The sequence below is a fragment of the Rhodococcus sp. 077-4 genome (genome assembly GCF_047782425.1).
Lineage (GTDB): Bacteria > Actinomycetota > Actinomycetes > Mycobacteriales > Mycobacteriaceae > Rhodococcoides.
Map to the genome: position 1 here is coordinate 291,220 of NZ_JAJPWC010000001.1, position 17,269 is coordinate 308,488.

The 17,269-nt window shown below is 65.0% G+C and carries 16 protein-coding genes; 4 read left to right on the forward strand and 12 right to left on the reverse strand.

Features of this window, described 5'->3' with window-relative positions; genetic code table 11:
* Positions 1-3: 3 nt before the first annotated feature.
* Positions 4-1,383 (reverse strand): PLP-dependent aminotransferase family protein, encoded by a 1,380-nt coding sequence (locus ACNEOT_RS01405; RefSeq protein WP_415971528.1) that lies wholly within the window; start codon positions 1,381-1,383, stop codon positions 4-6.
* Between the two features lie 47 nt (positions 1,384-1,430).
* Here ACNEOT_RS01405 and ACNEOT_RS01410 point away from each other — a divergent pair, with 47 nt between their 5' ends.
* Positions 1,431-1,868 carry a carboxymuconolactone decarboxylase family protein gene (locus ACNEOT_RS01410; protein ID WP_415971529.1) on the forward strand — a complete coding sequence of 146 codons (438 nt, stop codon included), beginning with the start codon at positions 1,431-1,433 and terminating at the stop codon, positions 1,866-1,868.
* On the opposite strand, the gene ACNEOT_RS01415 is transcribed toward ACNEOT_RS01410, so the two are convergent.
* A complete protein-coding gene (locus ACNEOT_RS01415; protein WP_415971530.1) occupies positions 1,840-3,273 on the reverse strand; it encodes an amidase in 1,434 nt (477 codons plus the stop codon). The two genes, ACNEOT_RS01410 and ACNEOT_RS01415, sit on opposite strands and share 29 nt — an antisense overlap.
* A gap of 253 nt (positions 3,274-3,526) precedes the next feature.
* Here ACNEOT_RS01415 and ACNEOT_RS01420 point away from each other — a divergent pair, with 253 nt between their 5' ends.
* On the forward strand, positions 3,527-5,101 hold the full coding sequence (locus tag ACNEOT_RS01420; protein WP_415971532.1) for an AbgT family transporter: 1,575 nt from the start codon (positions 3,527-3,529) through the stop codon (positions 5,099-5,101).
* A gap of 10 nt (positions 5,102-5,111) precedes the next feature.
* On the opposite strand, the gene ACNEOT_RS01425 is transcribed toward ACNEOT_RS01420, so the two are convergent.
* Both ACNEOT_RS01425 and ACNEOT_RS01430 read right to left on the reverse strand, forming a co-directional pair.
* Positions 5,112-6,101, reverse strand: a complete 990-nt coding sequence (locus ACNEOT_RS01425; RefSeq protein WP_415971534.1) for an Lrp/AsnC family transcriptional regulator — start codon at positions 6,099-6,101, stop codon at positions 5,112-5,114.
* Between the two features lie 14 nt (positions 6,102-6,115).
* A complete protein-coding gene (locus tag ACNEOT_RS01430; RefSeq protein WP_415971535.1) occupies positions 6,116-7,120 on the reverse strand; it encodes a 1-aminocyclopropane-1-carboxylate deaminase in 1,005 nt (334 codons plus the stop codon).
* Positions 7,121-7,236: 116 nt separating this feature from the next.
* Here ACNEOT_RS01430 and ACNEOT_RS01435 point away from each other — a divergent pair, with 116 nt between their 5' ends.
* The gene (locus ACNEOT_RS01435) at positions 7,237-7,932 is read left to right on the forward strand and encodes a GntR family transcriptional regulator (RefSeq protein ID WP_415971537.1); all 696 of its coding nucleotides are present in this window, start codon (positions 7,237-7,239) and stop codon (positions 7,930-7,932) included.
* Here the strand turns inward: ACNEOT_RS01435 and ACNEOT_RS01440 are convergent.
* The 8 genes from ACNEOT_RS01440 to ACNEOT_RS01475 all read right to left on the reverse strand — a co-directional run bounded on the left by ACNEOT_RS01440 (position 7,914) and on the right by ACNEOT_RS01475 (position 16,602).
* On the reverse strand, positions 7,914-8,591 hold the full coding sequence (locus tag ACNEOT_RS01440; RefSeq protein WP_415971539.1) for a response regulator: 678 nt from the start codon (positions 8,589-8,591) through the stop codon (positions 7,914-7,916). The two genes, ACNEOT_RS01435 and ACNEOT_RS01440, sit on opposite strands and share 19 nt — an antisense overlap.
* Positions 8,588-11,059, reverse strand: a complete 2,472-nt coding sequence (locus tag ACNEOT_RS01445) for an ATP-binding protein (RefSeq protein ID WP_415971540.1) — start codon at positions 11,057-11,059, stop codon at positions 8,588-8,590. The genes ACNEOT_RS01440 and ACNEOT_RS01445 overlap by 4 nt, the downstream gene beginning before the upstream one ends.
* Positions 11,043-11,684, reverse strand: a complete 642-nt coding sequence (locus ACNEOT_RS01450) for a potassium-transporting ATPase subunit C (protein ID WP_415971542.1) — start codon at positions 11,682-11,684, stop codon at positions 11,043-11,045. The genes ACNEOT_RS01445 and ACNEOT_RS01450 overlap by 17 nt, the downstream gene beginning before the upstream one ends.
* Before the next feature lie 2 nt (positions 11,685-11,686).
* Positions 11,687-13,687 (reverse strand): potassium-transporting ATPase subunit KdpB, encoded by a 2,001-nt coding sequence (gene kdpB / locus ACNEOT_RS01455; protein WP_415971544.1) that lies wholly within the window; start codon positions 13,685-13,687, stop codon positions 11,687-11,689.
* Entirely contained in the window at positions 13,684-15,348 is a 1,665-nt protein-coding gene (gene kdpA, locus ACNEOT_RS01460) for a potassium-transporting ATPase subunit KdpA (protein WP_415971546.1), read from the reverse strand. Before kdpA ends, kdpB begins: the two co-directional genes overlap by 4 nt.
* A 7-nt stretch (positions 15,349-15,355) precedes the next feature.
* Positions 15,356-15,439, reverse strand: coding sequence for a potassium-transporting ATPase subunit F (locus ACNEOT_RS01465; protein WP_072691966.1), 84 nt, complete (start codon positions 15,437-15,439; stop codon positions 15,356-15,358).
* Between the two features lie 147 nt (positions 15,440-15,586).
* Complete coding sequence (locus tag ACNEOT_RS01470; RefSeq protein ID WP_415971547.1) at positions 15,587-16,060, reverse strand: hypothetical protein; 474 nt, start codon at positions 16,058-16,060, stop codon at positions 15,587-15,589.
* Entirely contained in the window at positions 16,045-16,602 is a 558-nt protein-coding gene (locus ACNEOT_RS01475) for an RNA polymerase sigma factor (protein ID WP_415971549.1), read from the reverse strand. The genes ACNEOT_RS01470 and ACNEOT_RS01475 overlap by 16 nt, the downstream gene beginning before the upstream one ends.
* Before the next feature lie 174 nt (positions 16,603-16,776).
* Here ACNEOT_RS01475 and ACNEOT_RS01480 point away from each other — a divergent pair, with 174 nt between their 5' ends.
* A complete protein-coding gene (locus ACNEOT_RS01480; RefSeq protein ID WP_415971551.1) occupies positions 16,777-17,265 on the forward strand; it encodes an Asp23/Gls24 family envelope stress response protein in 489 nt (162 codons plus the stop codon).
* Positions 17,266-17,269: the final 4 nt, after the last annotated feature.

Below are 17,269 nucleotides of genomic sequence, written 5' to 3' on the forward strand. Positions count from 1 at the left end.
TGCTCAAGACAGGACGGACATCAGGGCCTCCAAAGCCGCAGGATAGGCATTCTCGGTAGGAGCGGAGTATCCGACCACGAGACCGTCGTACGTGGCATCGGTCGCGGCCGGGTGCCGAAAGGTCGAGAGACCCTCGATGGCGAGTCCGATGCCCGCGGCCCTGTTCAGTGCGTCGATCTCGCGCCCGGGCGGCAGGGTGATCACGGCCTGCAGGCCGGCCGCGATTCCACCGATACGTACGTCCGCATCAGCGCGATCCATGCTCTGCTGCAACAGATTCCGCCGGGCGCGGTAGCGCATTCGCATCGTCCGCACATGCCGGTCGTACCGACCCGAGACCAGCATGTCCGCCAGCGTCAGTTGATCGCCCGTGGCCACCGTCGACTCACGGACCCCCTTCGCCGCGACCACCGCGTCGAGCAACCGGTCCGGGACCACCATCCACCCGATGCGTACGGCGGGGGACAGGCTCTTCGATACCGACCCCACGTACATCACGCGATCCGGATCGAGGCCCTGCATCGCACCGATCGGTGAGCGGTCGTACCGGAACTCGCCGTCGTAGTCGTCCTCGATCACCGTTCCGTCGACATCACGGGCCCACTGCACCGCCGCGGTCCGACGCTCGGGGGCGAGCGCCACACCGGTGGGGAACTGGTGACTCGGGGTCAGAACGGCGACCGACGCCGCGCCGGCCCCCAGATCCTCTGCGACACAACCCTTGTCGTCGACGCCGAGCGCCACCGTGGATCGGGACTTTTCGACGATACTCCGATGAAACGGCAGACCGAAGGATTCGAGTGCTACAGGTCCGGCTGGCACGATGTCGTTCAGCATCGTGAGCGCCTGAGAAAAGCCCGAGCACACCACGATTCGCTGCGGATCGGTACGCACCCCACGGGTCCGTGCGAGGTAGTCCGACAGTGCCGTCCGCAGTTCGATGCGGCCGCGCGGATCACCCGGACCGAACGCATCGGACGGCGCGTCGTTGATCGCCCGCCGAGCCGAGGCCAACCAGACCGAACGCGGAAACGACGACGGATCCGGTCGGCCGGGCCGCAGATCGAAGAGCGGCCGAGGCTGCGGTGGCATTGCCGCGCCGGCGACCGGCGTGGGCCGAGCGCGGTGAGCGACGCGAGTGGACGATCCTTGCCGGGCCGTCAGCCATCCCTCGTCCACCAATTCCGCGTACGTCTCGGCGACGGTGTTTCTGGCTATCCCCAGGTCGAGCGCGAGCGCGCGGTAGGACGGGAGCGCCACCCCCGGCTCGAGCCTGCCGCTGCGGACGGCGTCGCGCAACGCCCTGGCCAATGCCTCGCGGCGCGAGCCGGACGGGTCGAGATCGAGATGCAGATCGACCGAAGTGACCCGTTGAATTGCCATGAAAGTGAACCATAGCGGGGTTCGCCTTGGCTCATACAGTGGACGACATGACACGAATCAACCTGGCGAAGTCCGCACCGGAGACCTACAAGGCACTCGTCGCACTCGACACCGTGGTGCGCGAAGGAATCGATACCGAGCTCGCAGAACTCGTCCGCATCCGGGCATCTCAACTCAACGGCTGCGCCTACTGCATCCACAGGCACTCCTCGGATGCCCGCGCCGCAGGCGAGAGCGAGGAGCGCCTGATGTTGGTATCGAACTGGCACGACGCTCCGGGATTCTTCAGCGAGCCCGAACAGGCCGTGCTCGCGCTCACCGAAGCAGTGACCACCCTTCCGCACGGCGGCGTGCCCGACGAGATATACGACCGAGTTGCAACACATTTCGACGACCATCGCATCGGTCAGCTGATCGGACTCATCTTCACCATCAATGCCTGGAACCGCATCGGCGTCACCACGCAACTGGAGCCGCAGCCGTGAGTTCGGGCCTGCGCCGGTGAAATCCCGTCGACTCCTCGAATGCATGAGCAACTCGAAGCAGTAATCGGTCGGCCCGATCGGCGGTGACCATCTGTAGTCCGACGGGCAGACCGGAGGAGCTGAAACCGCCCGGAATCGACAACGACGGAAGTCCTGTCGCCGAGATCAGGCAGGCCGCTCGCATCCAGTCGAGGTAATTGCCCATCGGCGTGCCGTCGATCTCGGTGGGGTATTCTTCGACGGCCGGAAACGGAAGCACCTGAACAGCAGGCGCGATCAGGACGTCGTACGTCGAGAAGAAACGTCTGACAGCAGCGCAGAGGCGTGCACGAGCTGCGTTCGCAGAGATCATGTCGCGGGTGGTGAGCGCCATTCCCTTGTCGACGTTCCATTGCACCGCGTCCTTCATCCGGTGCCGGTGATCGGCCAGCAGGTGACCGTAGTTGGTCGCGAAGTCGAACGCCCGCGTGGTCTGGAAGACCTCGTCGGCGTCGGACAGATCCGGACAGCCGACCTCGACGTCGGCACCGAGGTCCTCGAATACGTGGAGTTGGCGACCGAGCACCTCGATCACCTCTCGTTCCACCGGAACGCCGAGACCGAAGTCGGCGGTCCACGCAATTCGCACGCCGCGCAGAGTGCCGGGCTCCTCCGATGCGTACGTATCGTCGATCGGGAGACTGTGCGGGCTCGACGCGTCCGGGCCCGCGATGGCGCGCATCAGAAACCGCACGTCCTCCACGTCGTGCGCGAGTACGCCCTGTCGGGCGATCCAGGCCCACGGGTTGCGCGCAGGAGTCATCGGGACCCGACCGAGCGACGGCCGGTACCCCACCAGGTTGCAGAACGATCCAGGAGTCCGCAGTGATCCGCCCATGTCGGAGCCGTCACCGGCCGGCTGTACACCGGCGGCGATCGCGGCTGCGGCCCCGCCGCTGCTGCCGCCCGCACTCCGGGTGGGGTCGTAGGGGTTGGTCGTGGTCCCGAACAGGGGGTTGAACGTGTGCGACCCCGCCGCGAACTCCGGCACGTTGGACTTGCCCGTCGTGTTGACGCCCGCACGCTTGAGGCGCGCGATGATGCCGCTGTCTTCGGTGGGGACGTTGTCGGCCAACACCGGAGAACCGAAAGTGGTGCGCATGCCTGCGGTGAGGTGGTTGTCCTTGTGGGTCATCGGCACACCGTGCAGCGGAGGCAGTGCTGCACCCGAGGCCGATTCGGCGTCGGCCTCGCGGGCGCGCTGCTCAGCGGTGTCGGCGTCGAGTGTGACGATCGCGTTGATGACGGGGTTGACCTCGTCGATGCGCGTCAGATGGGTTGCGAGAGCTTCCCGAGCCGAGATGTCTCGACGGCGGATACTGCCCGCCAACTCGCGTAGGGACATGGACTCGGCAGCACTGCTCATGGGTCTCCTCGCGTCGGTCCGGCAACGCCGGAAGTGTTGTCGGCAGCCTATTTACACACTGCCCTCACCCGCAGCACGGAAAGAACCATCCTGCGCAATCGAGCGTTTTCGCCCTCCGCGTGGCGGATTCGCGCATCCGGCCGGAAAAAACACGCAAGCAACATATCCGCAACGTGAAACGAGTTGAGTGAGCAGCACATTCGTCACCGTGCTCCGTGTCACAATCCATGAGGTCTGCGAAGGAGAAACATCGATGTCCAGTCAAATCGACGGCCCACCAGCAACTGCCGATGCGGTCGAGGAGCGGATGCCGAGGGGATTGAGGCCGCTCTTCGCGCTGGTGTCGGGAATCGAGCGGGTCGGCAACAAACTGCCCCATCCGTTCCTGCTCTTCTGGATTCTCGCGGCCATCCTGGCTGTCGTCAGCGCAGCCCTCGCGGCCATCGGCACCAGTGTCGTGCTTCCCAGCACCGGGGAGTCGACAGCTGTGAGGAGTTTGCTGAGCAGTGACGGTGTGGCCATGATCTTCGGGACCGCATTGGACAACTTCGCGGCCTTCGGTCCACTTCCGATCATCGTCACCGTCATCCTCGGCGTCTCGGTAGCGGAGCATTCGGGCGTACTGACCACACTCCTGCGCACCACCATCGTGAAGTTGCCCGCAAAATGGGTGACATTTGCGGTTGCGTTCGCCGGCACCATGTCTCACGTCATGTTCGATGCGGCATTCATCGTCGTCCTCCCGTTGGCGGCGCTGGCCTTCAAGGCTGCGGGCCGCAGTCCGGTACTGGGAATGATGGTCGCCTTCGTTGCCATCTCCGGCGGCTACAACGCATCCCCGCTGATCACCCCGAGTGACGCGATCCTGTCCTCGCTGACCACGTCGGCCGCACAGATCGTCGACGCAGAGTATGTCGTGACACCCGTCGACAACTACTTCTTCAGTCTCGCGTCGTCGCTGGTGATTTCCGTCTTCATCACTCTCGTCGTGGAACTGGTGATGGCCAAGCACATGAACCTCGACGCCGACGAGGGCGTCGAGGACGGTGCCGAGAACCTGAAGTTGGATCTCGAGCCCGCGGAGAAGAAGGGGCTGCGTCGCGCCGGTATCGCGTTCCTGATCTATGCAGGCGTCGTCGTCGCAGCCCTGCTACCGGAATCGTCGCCGCTGCGCGGTGAGAACGGTGGCTTCGTTCAGTCCATCGTCATGGAGAACGTGGCCTTCTTCATCGCGATCGCGTTCGTCCTGACGGGCTGGGTCTACGGCAGGACCACCGGCAGTTTCGAGCGTGCGAGGCAGATACCCGAATCCATGGCAGTGGGTATCAAGACCTTGGCTCCGATCCTGGTGCTCTTCTTCGCCATCTCCCAGTTCCTCGCATATTTCAAGTGGACCGGGATCGGTAACGTCGTCGCCGTCAACGGGGCGGAACTGCTGAAAGCCGGTGGGTTGCATCCGCTGATCGTCTTCATGCTGATGCTGGTGGTCATCTCCTTCATGAACCTGCTCGTCAGTAGCGGCTCGGCGATGTGGGCGATGCTCGCGCCGGTTCTCGTTCCGATGCTGATGTACATCGACGTGAACCCCGAAACCACTCAGGCCGTCTACCGGATAGCCGATTCCTGCACCAACGCAATGACTCCCATGTCCGCGTACTTCATCCTCACCCTGGGGCTGATCCAGCGGTACAAGAAGAATGCGGGCATCGGCACCCTCGCGTCGTTCACCATTCCCGTCGCACTGGGCATGCTGATCGTATGGGCTGCACTGTTCGCCGTCTGGTACGCCTTGGGTATCCCGCTCGGTCCCGGTGCCCCCATCCGCTGACCCGCGCCGGTCAGTAGAGGTAGGCCGCGGATTGCGAGGCGAACAGCCGATTGCCGCTTCGTTTGGTGGCACCGAGCACCGACACCACCGAGATCGAATCGGCCAGTGCCGACCATGCGGTGTGAGTTGTCATCTCGTGCAGAGCAATTCGATCCGGACACGCAAAATTGATCAGTAGACTCTCGGCCCCCGCGACAGCCACGGCGTACCGCACCTCGGAATGCTCGAGCAGCAGCCCGACGAGGTCGTCGTGCTGTCGCGGCGCAACCTTGACCCACACCATCGCTTCCGCGGTATACCCGAGCAGCGCCGGTTCGACCACTACACGCAGGCGGGACTTGTTGGTCCGCTCGAGTGTCTCCATGTGCCGTCGGACCGTGTTCTCGGTGGTGCCCACCACCCGCGCGATCTCCGAAGTGGTCGTGCGCGCATCCTCGGCAAGCACGCGCAGGATGCTGCGATGCAAGGCCGAGATCTCGGAGCCGAGTCGTCCGTCCGGCTGATAGTCCCCGTGTACGGGCGGGGTCAGTGCGGCCACCTGCGCGTGGTCGAGAATGTTCGGACGCCACTCCCGCACCGAGCGATAGACGTGCGTGATCGGATCGACCCGGATCCGCCGAATGCCACTGATGCTCGGCAGATCGTCGAGCATCAGATCCGCCAGATGCGCGTCGTCGACGAGAATTTCCGCGATGCACTCCTCGTGTCCCGAGGTGGCGTAGACGAACATCGTGTCGTCACGACGTGCCAGCCCCACCGACACGGCGCGGGCCATGCCCACATGACAGCGCGCACGGAGAATGACGGCACCGGTGGCGCCGATGACACCGACCACTCGAACACTGCCCGAATCGAGCAGTTCTCGACCCCGACGAGTCACGGTTCTCTCCGGTTCGCCGAGGGCATCGGCGATGCTCGCCCACGATGCCCTCGGATTCACCTGAAGCGCCGCAGTGATCCGAGCGCTCAACGGATCCAGCTCTGCTCGACCTTGCGTCATCAGCCCCGCTTACGTCAGAAGATTCCGCTGTATGCGTTGAGAGCGGGTTGACCGCCCAGGTGTGCGTAGAGCACGTTCGAATCCTTGCCGATCTCACCTTGCTCGACCAGGTCGATCAGACCGGCCATCGACTTACCTTCGTAGACGGGGTCGATGATGACACCTTCGAGGCGTCCCGTCATCTCGATGGCCGCGATGGTGGACGCGACGGGAATGCCGTACAAGTCACCGGCCCACCCTTCGAGCACGGTGATCTCGTCGTCGCGCAGCTCGCGTCCGAGGCCGATGAGTTCGGCCGTGTTCCGCGCTATCCGCTCGACCTGGTTGCGTGTCGCCTCGATCTTCGCCGACGCGTCGATACCGAGGACGCGGCGCGGGCGATTCTGCCCCGCGAAGCCGGCGATCATGCCCGCGTGCGTCGAGCCGGTCACGCTGCACACCACAATCGTGTCGAAGAAGACCCCGAGCTGCTCTTCCTGCTTCTGTACCTCGTACGCCCAGTTGGCGAAGCCGAGACCGCCGAGCTTGTGATCGGACCCGCCCGCCGGGATCGCGTACGGCGTGCCGCCGGAACGCTCGACGTCCTCGATGGCGTTCTGCCAGCTGTCCTTGAACTCGATACCGAAGCCCGACGGGTCGAGTCGGACGTCCGCACCCATGATTCGAGATAAGAGGATGTTGCCCACCTTGTCGTTGACCGAGTCCGGCCAGTCGACCCACTTCTCCTGTACCAGAACTGCTTTGAGGCCCAGTTTGGCAGCCACGGCAGCGACCTGACGGGTGTGGTTCGACTGCACCCCGCCGATGGAGACGAGCGTGTCCGCGCCCTTGGCCAACGCGTCGGGAACTATGTACTCCAACTTGCGCGTCTTGTTGCCGCCGTACGCCAGACCGGAGTTGACGTCCTCGCGTTTCGCCCAGATCTTCGCGCCGCCGAGGTGCGCGCTCAGTCGTTCCATCGGGTGAATCGGGCTGGGGCCGAAAGTGAGTGGATAACGGTCGAAGTCGTCGATCGCCACGCGGTTCTCCTTGGGTCGATGTTCGGGCCACAGTTGTGAACCGGGATTCTGCAATATATTGCATCTTGCATGCCGCGCCCTGTCAAGCCCGAGGAGGGTGGGCTACGATATTTCGCATGCCGGTACCCGTCGAACTCGGAAAGCACAAGCGGTCATTGCTGCGCGAGAACGCCTACGTCTCGATCCGAGACGCAATCGTCGACGGCACCTTCGCGCCCGGTGAACGGCTGCGCGACGCGGAACTCGAACAGTGGCTCGGCGTGTCTCGCACTCCCATTCGCGATGCGATCGCGCGGCTGGAACAGGCAGGTCTGGTCCACACTCGACCCGGGCGTTCGACGATCGTCTCGACCATCGAACGCAAGGCGGTATTGGACGTCCAGGCGGTGGCGGCAGCCATGCACGCTCTCGCGATGCGCACCGCCGTTCCCCTCATGCGCACGCCTGAGATCACCGCGATGCGGAGCGCGAACAGCGAGTTCGCCGCAGCCTTCGCCCGAGGCGATGTCGACGTGGCGTTGGCCAGCGACGACAAGTTCCACAACGTCGCCGTCGAAGCCAGCCAGAACAATGTGGTGGCGTCGGTACTCGAGCAGGTCACACCCAGCTTGCGTCGATTGGAACGGCTACGGTTCGCCTCGCTCGTCGGCCGCGATTCGATCGCACAACACGAGAGAATCATCGAACTGTGCAGCGCCGGCGACGCCGACGGAGCAGCCCTGGCCGTGCAGCAGAACTGGGAATCGCTCTCGCTCTTCGTCGACCACGACGAGTCGGCACCGCAACCGGACTTTCAGCTCACGAATCGGTAGCCCATACCCGTTTCGGTGATGAGGTGCACCGGCGAGGCCGGGTCTCGTTCGAGTTTCTGGCGCAGCTGGCCGAGATAGATTCGCAGATAATGCGTTTCGCGCTCGTGGCCGGGGCCCCAGACGGTGCGCAGTATCTCCTTCTGCGACACCAGTTTTCCCTCGTTGCGAACGAGCAGTTCGAGGACACCCCACTCGGTGCGAGTCAGGTGCACGCTCGCACCTTCGCGCACAACGGTTTTCGCGGCGAGGTCGACGGTGAAGTCGGCGGTCTCGATCACCGGGTCGGCGACGGAGTGCGGGCCACGGCGCAAGGCAGCGCGCAGTCGCGCCAGCAGCTCGTCCATTCCGAACGGCTTGGTCACGAAGTCGTCGGCTCCGGCATCGAGCGCCTCGACGGTGTCGGCAGAATCGGTGCGCGCCGAGAGCACCAGAATCGGCACATCGGTCCAACCGCGCAGGCCCGCTATGACGTCGATACCGTCGATGTCGGGCAGACCGAGGTCCAGAATCACGATGTCCGGATGGAAGTTCGCGGCCACCCGCAGAGCCTCTCCACCGCTCGCGGCGCTCACCACGTCGAATCCGCGCACATTGAGATTGATGCGCAGCGCCCGCACGATCTGTGGCTCGTCGTCGACGACGAGCACCCGCACCTTCACCTGCTCCCCGCTTTCGACTCGGCTGCCTTCAACTCGACCGTCATCGTCAGCCCGCCGCCGACGGTGTTCGATGCCGTGACGGTACCGCCCATCGCGCGCACGAACCCGCGCACCACCGACAGTCCGAGCCCGACGCCCACCGAGTTGTCACGATCGCCGAGGCGCTGGAACGCGTCGAACATCGTTTCCTCGGCCCCCTCGGTGATGCCGGGGCCGTGGTCGGCCACGGAGATGCTCGCCCGGTCACCGTGCGCGGTCGCCCGCACGGTGATCTCGCCGGCGGGGGCGTAGCGGGCACTGTTGTCCACCAGATTCGCGAGGACGCGTTCGAGCAGTCCCGGGTCGGCGAGCACCTCGACGTCTCCCACGTCGACCCGCACACGGTCGCCTGCCGCCCCGATGAGCGCGCTGCGAAGTACGTCGTCGACGAAGACCGGTCGGAGCGTCGGCCGCACGACGCCCGCCTGCAGTCGCGAGGAATCCAGCAGGTTGCTCACCAGAGCGGTCAACTGATCGGCCGACTCGTCGATGGTGGCCAGTAACTCCTCGGTATCCTCCGCCGAGAACTGAACGTCGTTGCTGCGCAGGGACGACGAGGCCGCCTTGACCGCGGACAGCGGCGTTCGCAGATCGTGGCTGACGGCCGAGAGCAATGCTCGACGCAACGCGTCGGCCTCGGCGAGCGCGTTGGCTCGGCTGGCTTCCTCGGCGAGTCGCGTCTGTCGGACCATGCCCGCGGCCTGGTTCGCCACCGCTGCGAGAACCCGACGATCGTGGGCGCGGGTGCGTTCGCCGACGAGCAGCAGCGTGAAATCACCCGCGTCGATCTCGGTGTCGGCGCTGGAGCGGTCGATCGGGGCTCGGGCTCCCACGCTCCCCATGATGGCGCGAGACTCGTTGTCCCACAACGCGACGCCGTCCTGCCGGTAGGTTTCGCGGGCGCGTTCGAGCAGTGCGGCGAGATCGGCCCCGCGAAGCACCGATCCGGCGAACAGCGTCAACAGCTCCGCCTCCTGAGTGGCCCGCCGCGCCTGACGTGTTCGCCGGGCGGCGGCGTCGACCAGGGCAGCCACGGCGACGGCGACCAGTAGCAGCACGACGGTGACGACGAAGTTGTCCGGTTCGGCGATGGTGAGGCTGTACCTCGGTGTGGTGAAGAAGTAGTTCAGCAGGAAGCCCGCGATCAGTGCCGAGAGTGCCGCAGGCGCAACCCCTCCCAGCAGCGCAACGCACAGCACCACCATCAAGAACAGGGCGCTCTCGCCACTGGAGTCGAAGTCGGGTCCGATCGTGCTGAGTAGGGCCGCAGCGAGGCACGGCACCAGAACGGCGGCGACCCACGCCAGAATGCGTCGCCGCCCCGAATCCACCTGAACGCTCCTACGCCTGGCCTGCTCCGCGTGAGTGACCATGTGCACGTCGATTTTTCCCGAGTTCTGCACCACGGCCGCACCGATGCCCTCGTCGAAAATTCGAGCGGCACGGGACCGTCTCGAGGTTCCGATCACCAACTGGGTCGCGTTCACGCCGCGGGCGAAATCGAGCAGGGTCGACGGCACGTCGTCGCCGACGACACTGTGCACGCTGGCACCGAGACCGGCAGCGAGCTTGCGCACTGCGCCCATCTGCGGTGCAGACACTCCCATCAGTCCGTCGCCGCGGACGATGTGCAGCACCATCAGCTCTGCACTGGATTTCGATGCGATCCGGCTGGCTCGGCGCAGCAGCGTCTCCGATTCCGGGCCGCCGGTGACGGCCACCACCACGCGCTCGCGCGCTTCCCACGTATCGGTGATGCGATTGTCCTTGCGGTACTTCACCAGTGCGGCATCGACCTGGTCGGCGATCCACAGCAGGGCCAACTCTCGCAGGGCAGTGAGGTTGCCGCCCCGGAAGTAGTTGCTCAGTGCGGCGTCGACCTTCTCGGCGGCGTAAACGTTGCCGTGCCGCAACCTGCTCCGTAGCGCCTCCGGGGTGATGTCGACCAACTCGACCTCGTCCGCCGCTCGAACGACGCTGTCGGGCACGGTCTCTCGTTGCGGCACCCCGGTGATCTGCTGCACCACATCGTTCAGCGATTCGAGATGCTGCACGTTGAGCGTCGAGATGACGTCGATGCCGGCGTCGAGCAGCACTTCCACGTCCTGCCACCGCTTGTCGTGCACGCTACCGGGGGTGTTGGTGTGCGCCAGCTCGTCGACGAGCACCACTTCCGGGCGGCGAGTCAGGACGGCGTCGAGATCGAGTTCCTGTGCCGAGGATCCCCGATAGCGAACGGTCGCCATCGGCAGCACTTCGATCCCGTCGAGCGCCTCGATCGTTCGCGCGCGACCGTGCGTTTCGACGACCGCTGCCACGACGTCGCAACCACGACCACGCAGCCGGTGGGCCTCCCCGAGCATGGCGAAGGTCTTGCCGACGCCGGGAGCCGCGCCGAGATAGATCCTCAGCTCACCCCTGTCCGCCACAACCTGTCTCCTTACCCGACAGTGCCAGGTTCAACTCCGGGACGTTCACCGCTTCGGCACCGAGTACACCGTACTGCGGGCCATGGGTGTACTTGTCGACCAGAGCCTCGACATCGTCGACCGACGCTCCGTTGACCTGCGCCACCCTCGCAACCTGGATGGCTGCGTACGCCGGGCTGATATCGGGGTCGATTCCGGAACCGGAGCCGGTGACGGCGTCAGGCGGTACCGCCGACGGGTCGACGTTCTCGCGGGCGGCGATGGCGGCACGCCGCTGTTCGACGAACGATGCGAGCACTTCGCTGGACGGTCCCTGGTTGCTCGGCAGGGCTGCCGCGGGATCGCCGGGAGCGAATGCGTCGTCGTCGGTGACCGAACCGGTCACGCGGGTGTGGAAGTACGGATCCGGCTGTCCGGGAGCCACCTGTGGATCGACGCCGATCAACGAACTCCCGACGACGCAGCCCTGAGCGTCGCGGAGCGGGCTGCCCTCAGCGGAGTCGGTACCGATGCGACTGATGCCCCAGACCACCGCCGGATACGCGATGCCGAGGATCACGGTCAATGCCAGCAGCACTGCGAGGCCTGCGAGTACCTGTCGAAGAAATCCCTGTACGAAACGCATGGTCAGCCTATTCCTGGAATGTGTCGAACGAGCAGGTCGATGAGCCAGATACCGACGAACGGACTGATCACGCCGCCGACGCCGTAGACCAGCAGGTTGCGCCGCAGCAGGGCCGCCGCCGATGCCGGGGTGTATCGAACACCTTTGAGCGCCAACGGAATCAGCGCGACGATCACAAGCGCGTTGAAGATCACCGCCGACAGGATCGCCGATTGCGGCGTCGCCAGATGCATGATGTTGAGCCCGCCGAGCTGGGGATAGACGGTGCTGAACATGGCCGGCAGGATGGCGAAGTACTTCGCCAGGTCGTTGGCCAGTGAGAAGGTCGTCAGTGCTCCGCGGGTGATGAGCAACTGCTTGCCGATCTCGACGATCTCGATCAGTTTGGTGGGATCGGAATCGAGATCCACCATGTTGCCGGCTTCCTTGGCGGCCGAGGTGCCGGTGTTCATCGCCACGCCGACGTCGGCCTGCGCCAGAGCGGGAGCGTCGTTGGTGCCGTCGCCGGTCATCGCGACCAGCCTGCCGCCCTCCTGCTCCTGCCGAATGAGCGTGAGCTTGTCCTCGGGAGTTGCTTCGGCCAGGTAGTCGTCGACGCCTGCCTCGGCGGCGATGGCTTTGGCAGTCAACGGGTTGTCGCCGGTCACCATCACGGTGCGGATGCCCATGGCGCGCAGTTGCGCGAACCGCTCCGCGATGCCCGGCTTGACCACGTCGGACAGCTCGACGACGCCCAGCGCTTTCGCGACCTTTCCGGTTTCGTGTACTGCGACGACCAGCGGAGTGCCACCGTTCTGGGCGATATCGTGCACCGTCCCGTCGAGGTCCGCCGTGCCGCCGCCCGCTCGAATCCACTCGTACACCGAATCCGCGGCACCCTTGCGGATTTCCATGCCGGGCAGATCGAGTCCGCTCATCCTGGTCTGCGCGGTGAACGCCACGAACTCGCCGCGCTCGGATTCGCCCTCTGCCGTTGCGGATTCGAAGTCACGATCGACCAGTTCGACGATGCTGCGGCCTTCGGGGGTGCCGTCGGCGAGGGAGGACAGTCGTGCTGCTCGCGCGAGCTCGGCCGCGTCGATACCCGTCGCCGGGTGCAGTCCGGTCGCGCGCCGATTGCCGAAGGTGATGGTCCCGGTCTTGTCCATCAGCAACGTGTCGATGTCGCCGGCGGCCTCGACGGCGCGGCCGGACATCGCGAGTACGTTGCGTTGGACCAACCGGTCCATGCCCGCGATACCGATGGCCGAGAGCAGCGCGCCGATGGTGGTGGGGATCAGGCAGACCAGCAGAGCGATCAACTGAATGGGATCCTGCTGCTGCCCTGCGTAATTCGACATCGGACCGATGGCGACCACCGCGAAGAGGAAGACGATGGTCAGCGACGCGAGCAGAATGTTCAGAGCGATCTCGTTCGGCGTCTTCTGACGAGCCGCGCCCTCGACGAGAGCGATCATCCGGTCGACGAACGTCTCACCCTGCGCTGCAGTGATTTTCACGACGATCTCGTCCGAGAGCACGATGGTGCCGCCGGTCACTGCGGACCGGTCTCCACCCGACTCTCGCACCACCGGTGCCGACTCGCCGGTGATCGCGGACTCGTCGACGGTGGCGATGCCCTCGATGACGTCGCCGTCACCGGGGATGACCTCGCCTGCCGAGACGATCACCTCGTCGCCGACGGCGAGTTCCGCTCCGGCCACTTCTTCGGTTCCGGATGCGGTGCGCCGTCGGGCAACTGTGTCCTGCTTGACCTTTCGTAGGCTTGCCGCCTGCGCTTTGCCGCGGCCCTCGGCGACGGATTCGGCGAGGTTGGCGAAGAGCACGGTGAACCACAACCACCCGGTGACGAACCAGGCGAACACCGACGGCTGAGCGATCGAGAGGACGGTAGTGACGATGGAGCCGAGAAACACCACGAACATGACCGGGTTTCGGGCCAGATGTCGCGGATCGAGTTTGCGGAACGCCCCGGGTACGGCCGTTTTCAGTGACAGGTTCATTGCATGGCCTCTGCTATGGGTCCGAGAGCAAGTGCGGGGAAGAAGGTGAGGGCCGCCACGAGGATCGAGGTTCCGATCAGGAGGGTGCCGAAGAGCGGCCCGTCGGTGGGGAGGGTGCCTGCGTTGGGTGCGCTACGCTTGGTCGTCGCCAATGATCCGGCCAAGGCCAATACGAAGACGATCGGCAAGAATCGGCCGAGAAGCATTGCGATACCGAGGGATATCTGGAACCAATCACTGGTCACCGTCAGCCCACCGAATGCGCTGCCGTTGTTGTTGGCCGCCGATGCGTAGGCGTAGAGCACCTCGGTGAAACCGTGGATGCCGGGATTGCCCTGATAGCTCGTCGTGGATTCGAGCACCACCGTGATGGACGTGCCGACGAGCACCAGGATCGGCATCACCAACACCGACAGTGCCGCCATCGTGATGGCCCGCCGGCCCAACTTCTTGCCGAGGAACTCAGGCGTACGTCCGACGAGCAGGCCGCCGACGAAGACTGCGATGACCGCAAGCACGAGCAGCCCGTACAGTCCGGTTCCGACTCCGCCGGGTGCGATCTCGCCGAACAACATGTTCAGCAATACCGTTCCGCCACCGAGAGCCGACATACTGTCGTGGGCCGAATTGACTGCACCGGTGGATGTTCCGGTGGTCGAGACGGCAAACAACGCCGAAGCGGGAATGCCGAAGCGGACTTCCTTGCCTTCCATCATCGCGCCCGCAGCGGTGGCGGCAACTCCGCGAGTACCGGACTCGGCGTAGAGGGTGACCGCCAACAGGACTCCCCACAGCGTTGCCATCACCGCCAGCAGCGTCAGACCCTGCTTACGGTTGCCGACCATGGTGCCGAAGGTGCGGGTCAACGCGACCGGGATCAGCAGCAGCGAGATGATCTGCACGATGTTGGTCAGCGGAGTCGGGTTCTCGAACGGGTGCGCCGAATTGGCCGCGAGGATGCCACCGCCGTTGGTGCCGATCTCCTTGATCGCCTCCTGAGAGGCAACGGGCGCAAGCGCATTGGTCACCGTCTGCCCGTCCAGGCCGGTGGAGGTGAAGCCGGTGGAGAACGACATGACGGTGCCCTGGGTCAGCAAGATCACCGCCACCAACAGCGAGAGCGGCAGCAGAATGCGCAGGGTCCCGCGAGTCAGATCGACCCAGAAGTTGCCGAGTTCGCCGCCCGTCGACACACGCACGAACCCGCGGATGACCGCGATGGCAACCGCGAGACCGACTGCGGCAGAGACGAAGTTCTGCACCGCGAGCCCCAGCGGCTGCGTCAGATTCGACACCGTGGTCTCGGGGACGTACGACTGCCAGTTGGTGTTGGTGACGAACGACGCCGCGGTGTTGAACGCCATCGCCGGACTGACCCCGGCGAGTCCACCGTTCAGCGGCAGGACGCCCTGAATCCGCTGCAGTACGAACAGAAACACCACGCCCGCGAACGAGAATCCCAGCAGACTGGTGGAGTAGCCGACCCACGTCTGCTCCGACGACGAATTCACGCGGGCCACCCGATAGACCAGGCGCTCGACGTGAGTGTCGTGAGCCCCGTCGAACACCCGGGCCATGTAGTCACCCAGTGGTACGTACGCCGCAGCCAGCACGAGGATCACGATGCCGATCTGGAAGCCGGCAAGCAGAGCAGGATTCATGGCGGCGTCAGAACCTCTCCGGGTCGAGGAGAGCGACGAACAGGTAGACCGCGACGAACGCGGCCACCGTGAGACAGAGCAATTCGGTCATTGCTCGATCCTGGAGCCCGCAACCGAGCCGAGACGGTTTCCTTACGCTTTCTTACGCCCGCAACCAGCGGCTATGACGCAATATTTACGCTCTACCGCTCCGCCGGCAATCGCGATCCGCTACCGCTCCGCCGGCAATCGCGATCCGCTACCGCTCCTCGATGTCATCGACGCGAACCTCGACGACGTCGCGATCGAGGGTGACACCGAGCAGATCCGCCACGACGTCGATTGCGATGGTCGCGAGTTCGTCTCCTGCGGCCTGCAGATCGTCGCCGTAGACCCCGATGACCGCGATGAACAGGCCGACACAGGCATGGTCGTCGAGGTGGAGATCGATCTCGGTGGGCTGCGCACCGTGCACGCCTGCGAGGGCACGCCGGAGCGTCGTCTTGACGATGTGGTCGCTGATCTTCAGCGAGTCCTGCGACCTGGCCTCGTCGGCGGAGAATGCGCCGGCGGCCGGGAAAGCGCTGTCGATGGGCCACGTACGCCGAGTCGTGTTGCGTACCTTCGCGATGATGGACGAGCTGATGTCCACCCAGTTCGGTTCCTGCGGTGCGTCCCGAAGTTCGGTGGCAGCACGCGCGAGAACTGCGTCCGGCTCTACCGGGTTCGCCATGTTGCCAACCTCTCGCTCAATGTTGCTCGTGCTCTGGTCAATTGGCCGCGTACCGCTCCCGCCGACAACGTCATGATCGCGCCGATCTCGGGGTGAGTCAGACCCTCGACCTCGCGGAGCAGCCAGCAGGCCCGCTGACGGTAGGGCAGCTCGGCGAGCGCGACGCCGAGTTCGGCCATGAAGCTGTCGGCCTCGACGTCCGCCTCGGGATCGCTGCCTGCCCCCGTGCTCTTGCGCTCGAACATCCAATCCTCTGCAGGAGGGACGCTACGCCGCCTGCGATGATCGACCACCTTGTGCGAGACCAGAGAGAACAGCCATGTCCTCAACGCCGAGTCGCCGCGGAAGTTGTCCAGTCCCTTCCACGCTGCGACGAAGGCGTCCTGCACAACCTCTTCGGCGGCACCCTGATCGGACAACATGTTGCGTGCGTACCGGAACATCTCCGGGCCGTAGCGCCGGACGATCTCCTCGAACGCATCGGTCTCGCCGAGCGCGGCCGCGCCGACGAGAACGCGATCCGACGCGTCAACCCACTCCATCGGCCCCCCAGTTCATCGTGCGGTCATCCGTCACGCATGTCTTCCGTACCGGTTTACCAGCAGACGTAATCTATGACGTAGGTCACTTTATCCGGACGTGCGTTTCACCGATCGAGCTACGACCAACTCCTGACACACACTCTGCACGAGACATACGACGAAGAGAGGCACTCAATGAGCTCCACGACGGACACCAAGGCAACCGTATCGGCAGCAGGCGAAGGCAAGACCGACATCACCACCAAGTCGGATTCCGTGCTCGTCAGCTCGCAGGGCCGCACCACCATCGCCGACACCGTCGTCTCCAAGATCGCCGGCATCGCAACCCGTGAGGTCCAGGGAGTGCACGCCGTCGGCGGCGGAGCGAGCCGCGCGATCGGCGCACTTCGTGAGCGCATCCCCGGTGCCCGCGTCAACCAGTCGCAGGGCGTGTCGGTCGAGGTCGGCGAGCGTCAGGCAGCCGTCGACATCGACATCGTCGCCGACTACGGCGTCTCGATCGCAGACCTCGCGGCAGGCATCCGTCGCAACGTCATCAATGCCGTCGAGCGCATGACAGGGCTCGAGGTCACCGAGGTCAACATCGTCGTCCACGACATCTTCCTCGACGACGGCTCGGAGGACGAAGAGACCGCCGAGGCCACCTCCACCCGAGTGCAGTGACCGA

Bases quoted from the DNA above. Each gene is read 5' to 3' on its own strand.
- ACNEOT_RS01405 (WP_415971528.1), bottom strand. From the start codon at position 1,383: ATGGCAATTCAACGGGTCACTTCGGTCGATCTGCATCTCGATCTCGAC.
- ACNEOT_RS01410 (WP_415971529.1), top strand. From the start codon at position 1,431: ATGACACGAATCAACCTGGCGAAGTCCGCACCGGAGACCTACAAGGCA.
- ACNEOT_RS01415 (WP_415971530.1), bottom strand. From the start codon at position 3,273: ATGAGCAGTGCTGCCGAGTCCATGTCCCTACGCGAGTTGGCGGGCAGT.
- ACNEOT_RS01420 (WP_415971532.1), top strand. From the start codon at position 3,527: ATGTCCAGTCAAATCGACGGCCCACCAGCAACTGCCGATGCGGTCGAG.
- ACNEOT_RS01425 (WP_415971534.1), bottom strand. From the start codon at position 6,101: ATGACGCAAGGTCGAGCAGAGCTGGATCCGTTGAGCGCTCGGATCACT.
- ACNEOT_RS01435 (WP_415971537.1), top strand. From the start codon at position 7,237: ATGCCGGTACCCGTCGAACTCGGAAAGCACAAGCGGTCATTGCTGCGC.
- ACNEOT_RS01450 (WP_415971542.1), bottom strand. From the start codon at position 11,684: ATGCGTTTCGTACAGGGATTTCTTCGACAGGTACTCGCAGGCCTCGCA.
- kdpB (WP_415971544.1), bottom strand. From the start codon at position 13,687: ATGAACCTGTCACTGAAAACGGCCGTACCCGGGGCGTTCCGCAAACTC.
- kdpA (WP_415971546.1), bottom strand. From the start codon at position 15,348: ATGAATCCTGCTCTGCTTGCCGGCTTCCAGATCGGCATCGTGATCCTC.
- ACNEOT_RS01465 (WP_072691966.1), bottom strand. From the start codon at position 15,439: ATGACCGAATTGCTCTGTCTCACGGTGGCCGCGTTCGTCGCGGTCTAC.
- ACNEOT_RS01470 (WP_415971547.1), bottom strand. From the start codon at position 16,060: ATGGCGAACCCGGTAGAGCCGGACGCAGTTCTCGCGCGTGCTGCCACC.
- ACNEOT_RS01475 (WP_415971549.1), bottom strand. From the start codon at position 16,602: ATGGAGTGGGTTGACGCGTCGGATCGCGTTCTCGTCGGCGCGGCCGCG.
- ACNEOT_RS01480 (WP_415971551.1), top strand. From the start codon at position 16,777: ATGAGCTCCACGACGGACACCAAGGCAACCGTATCGGCAGCAGGCGAA.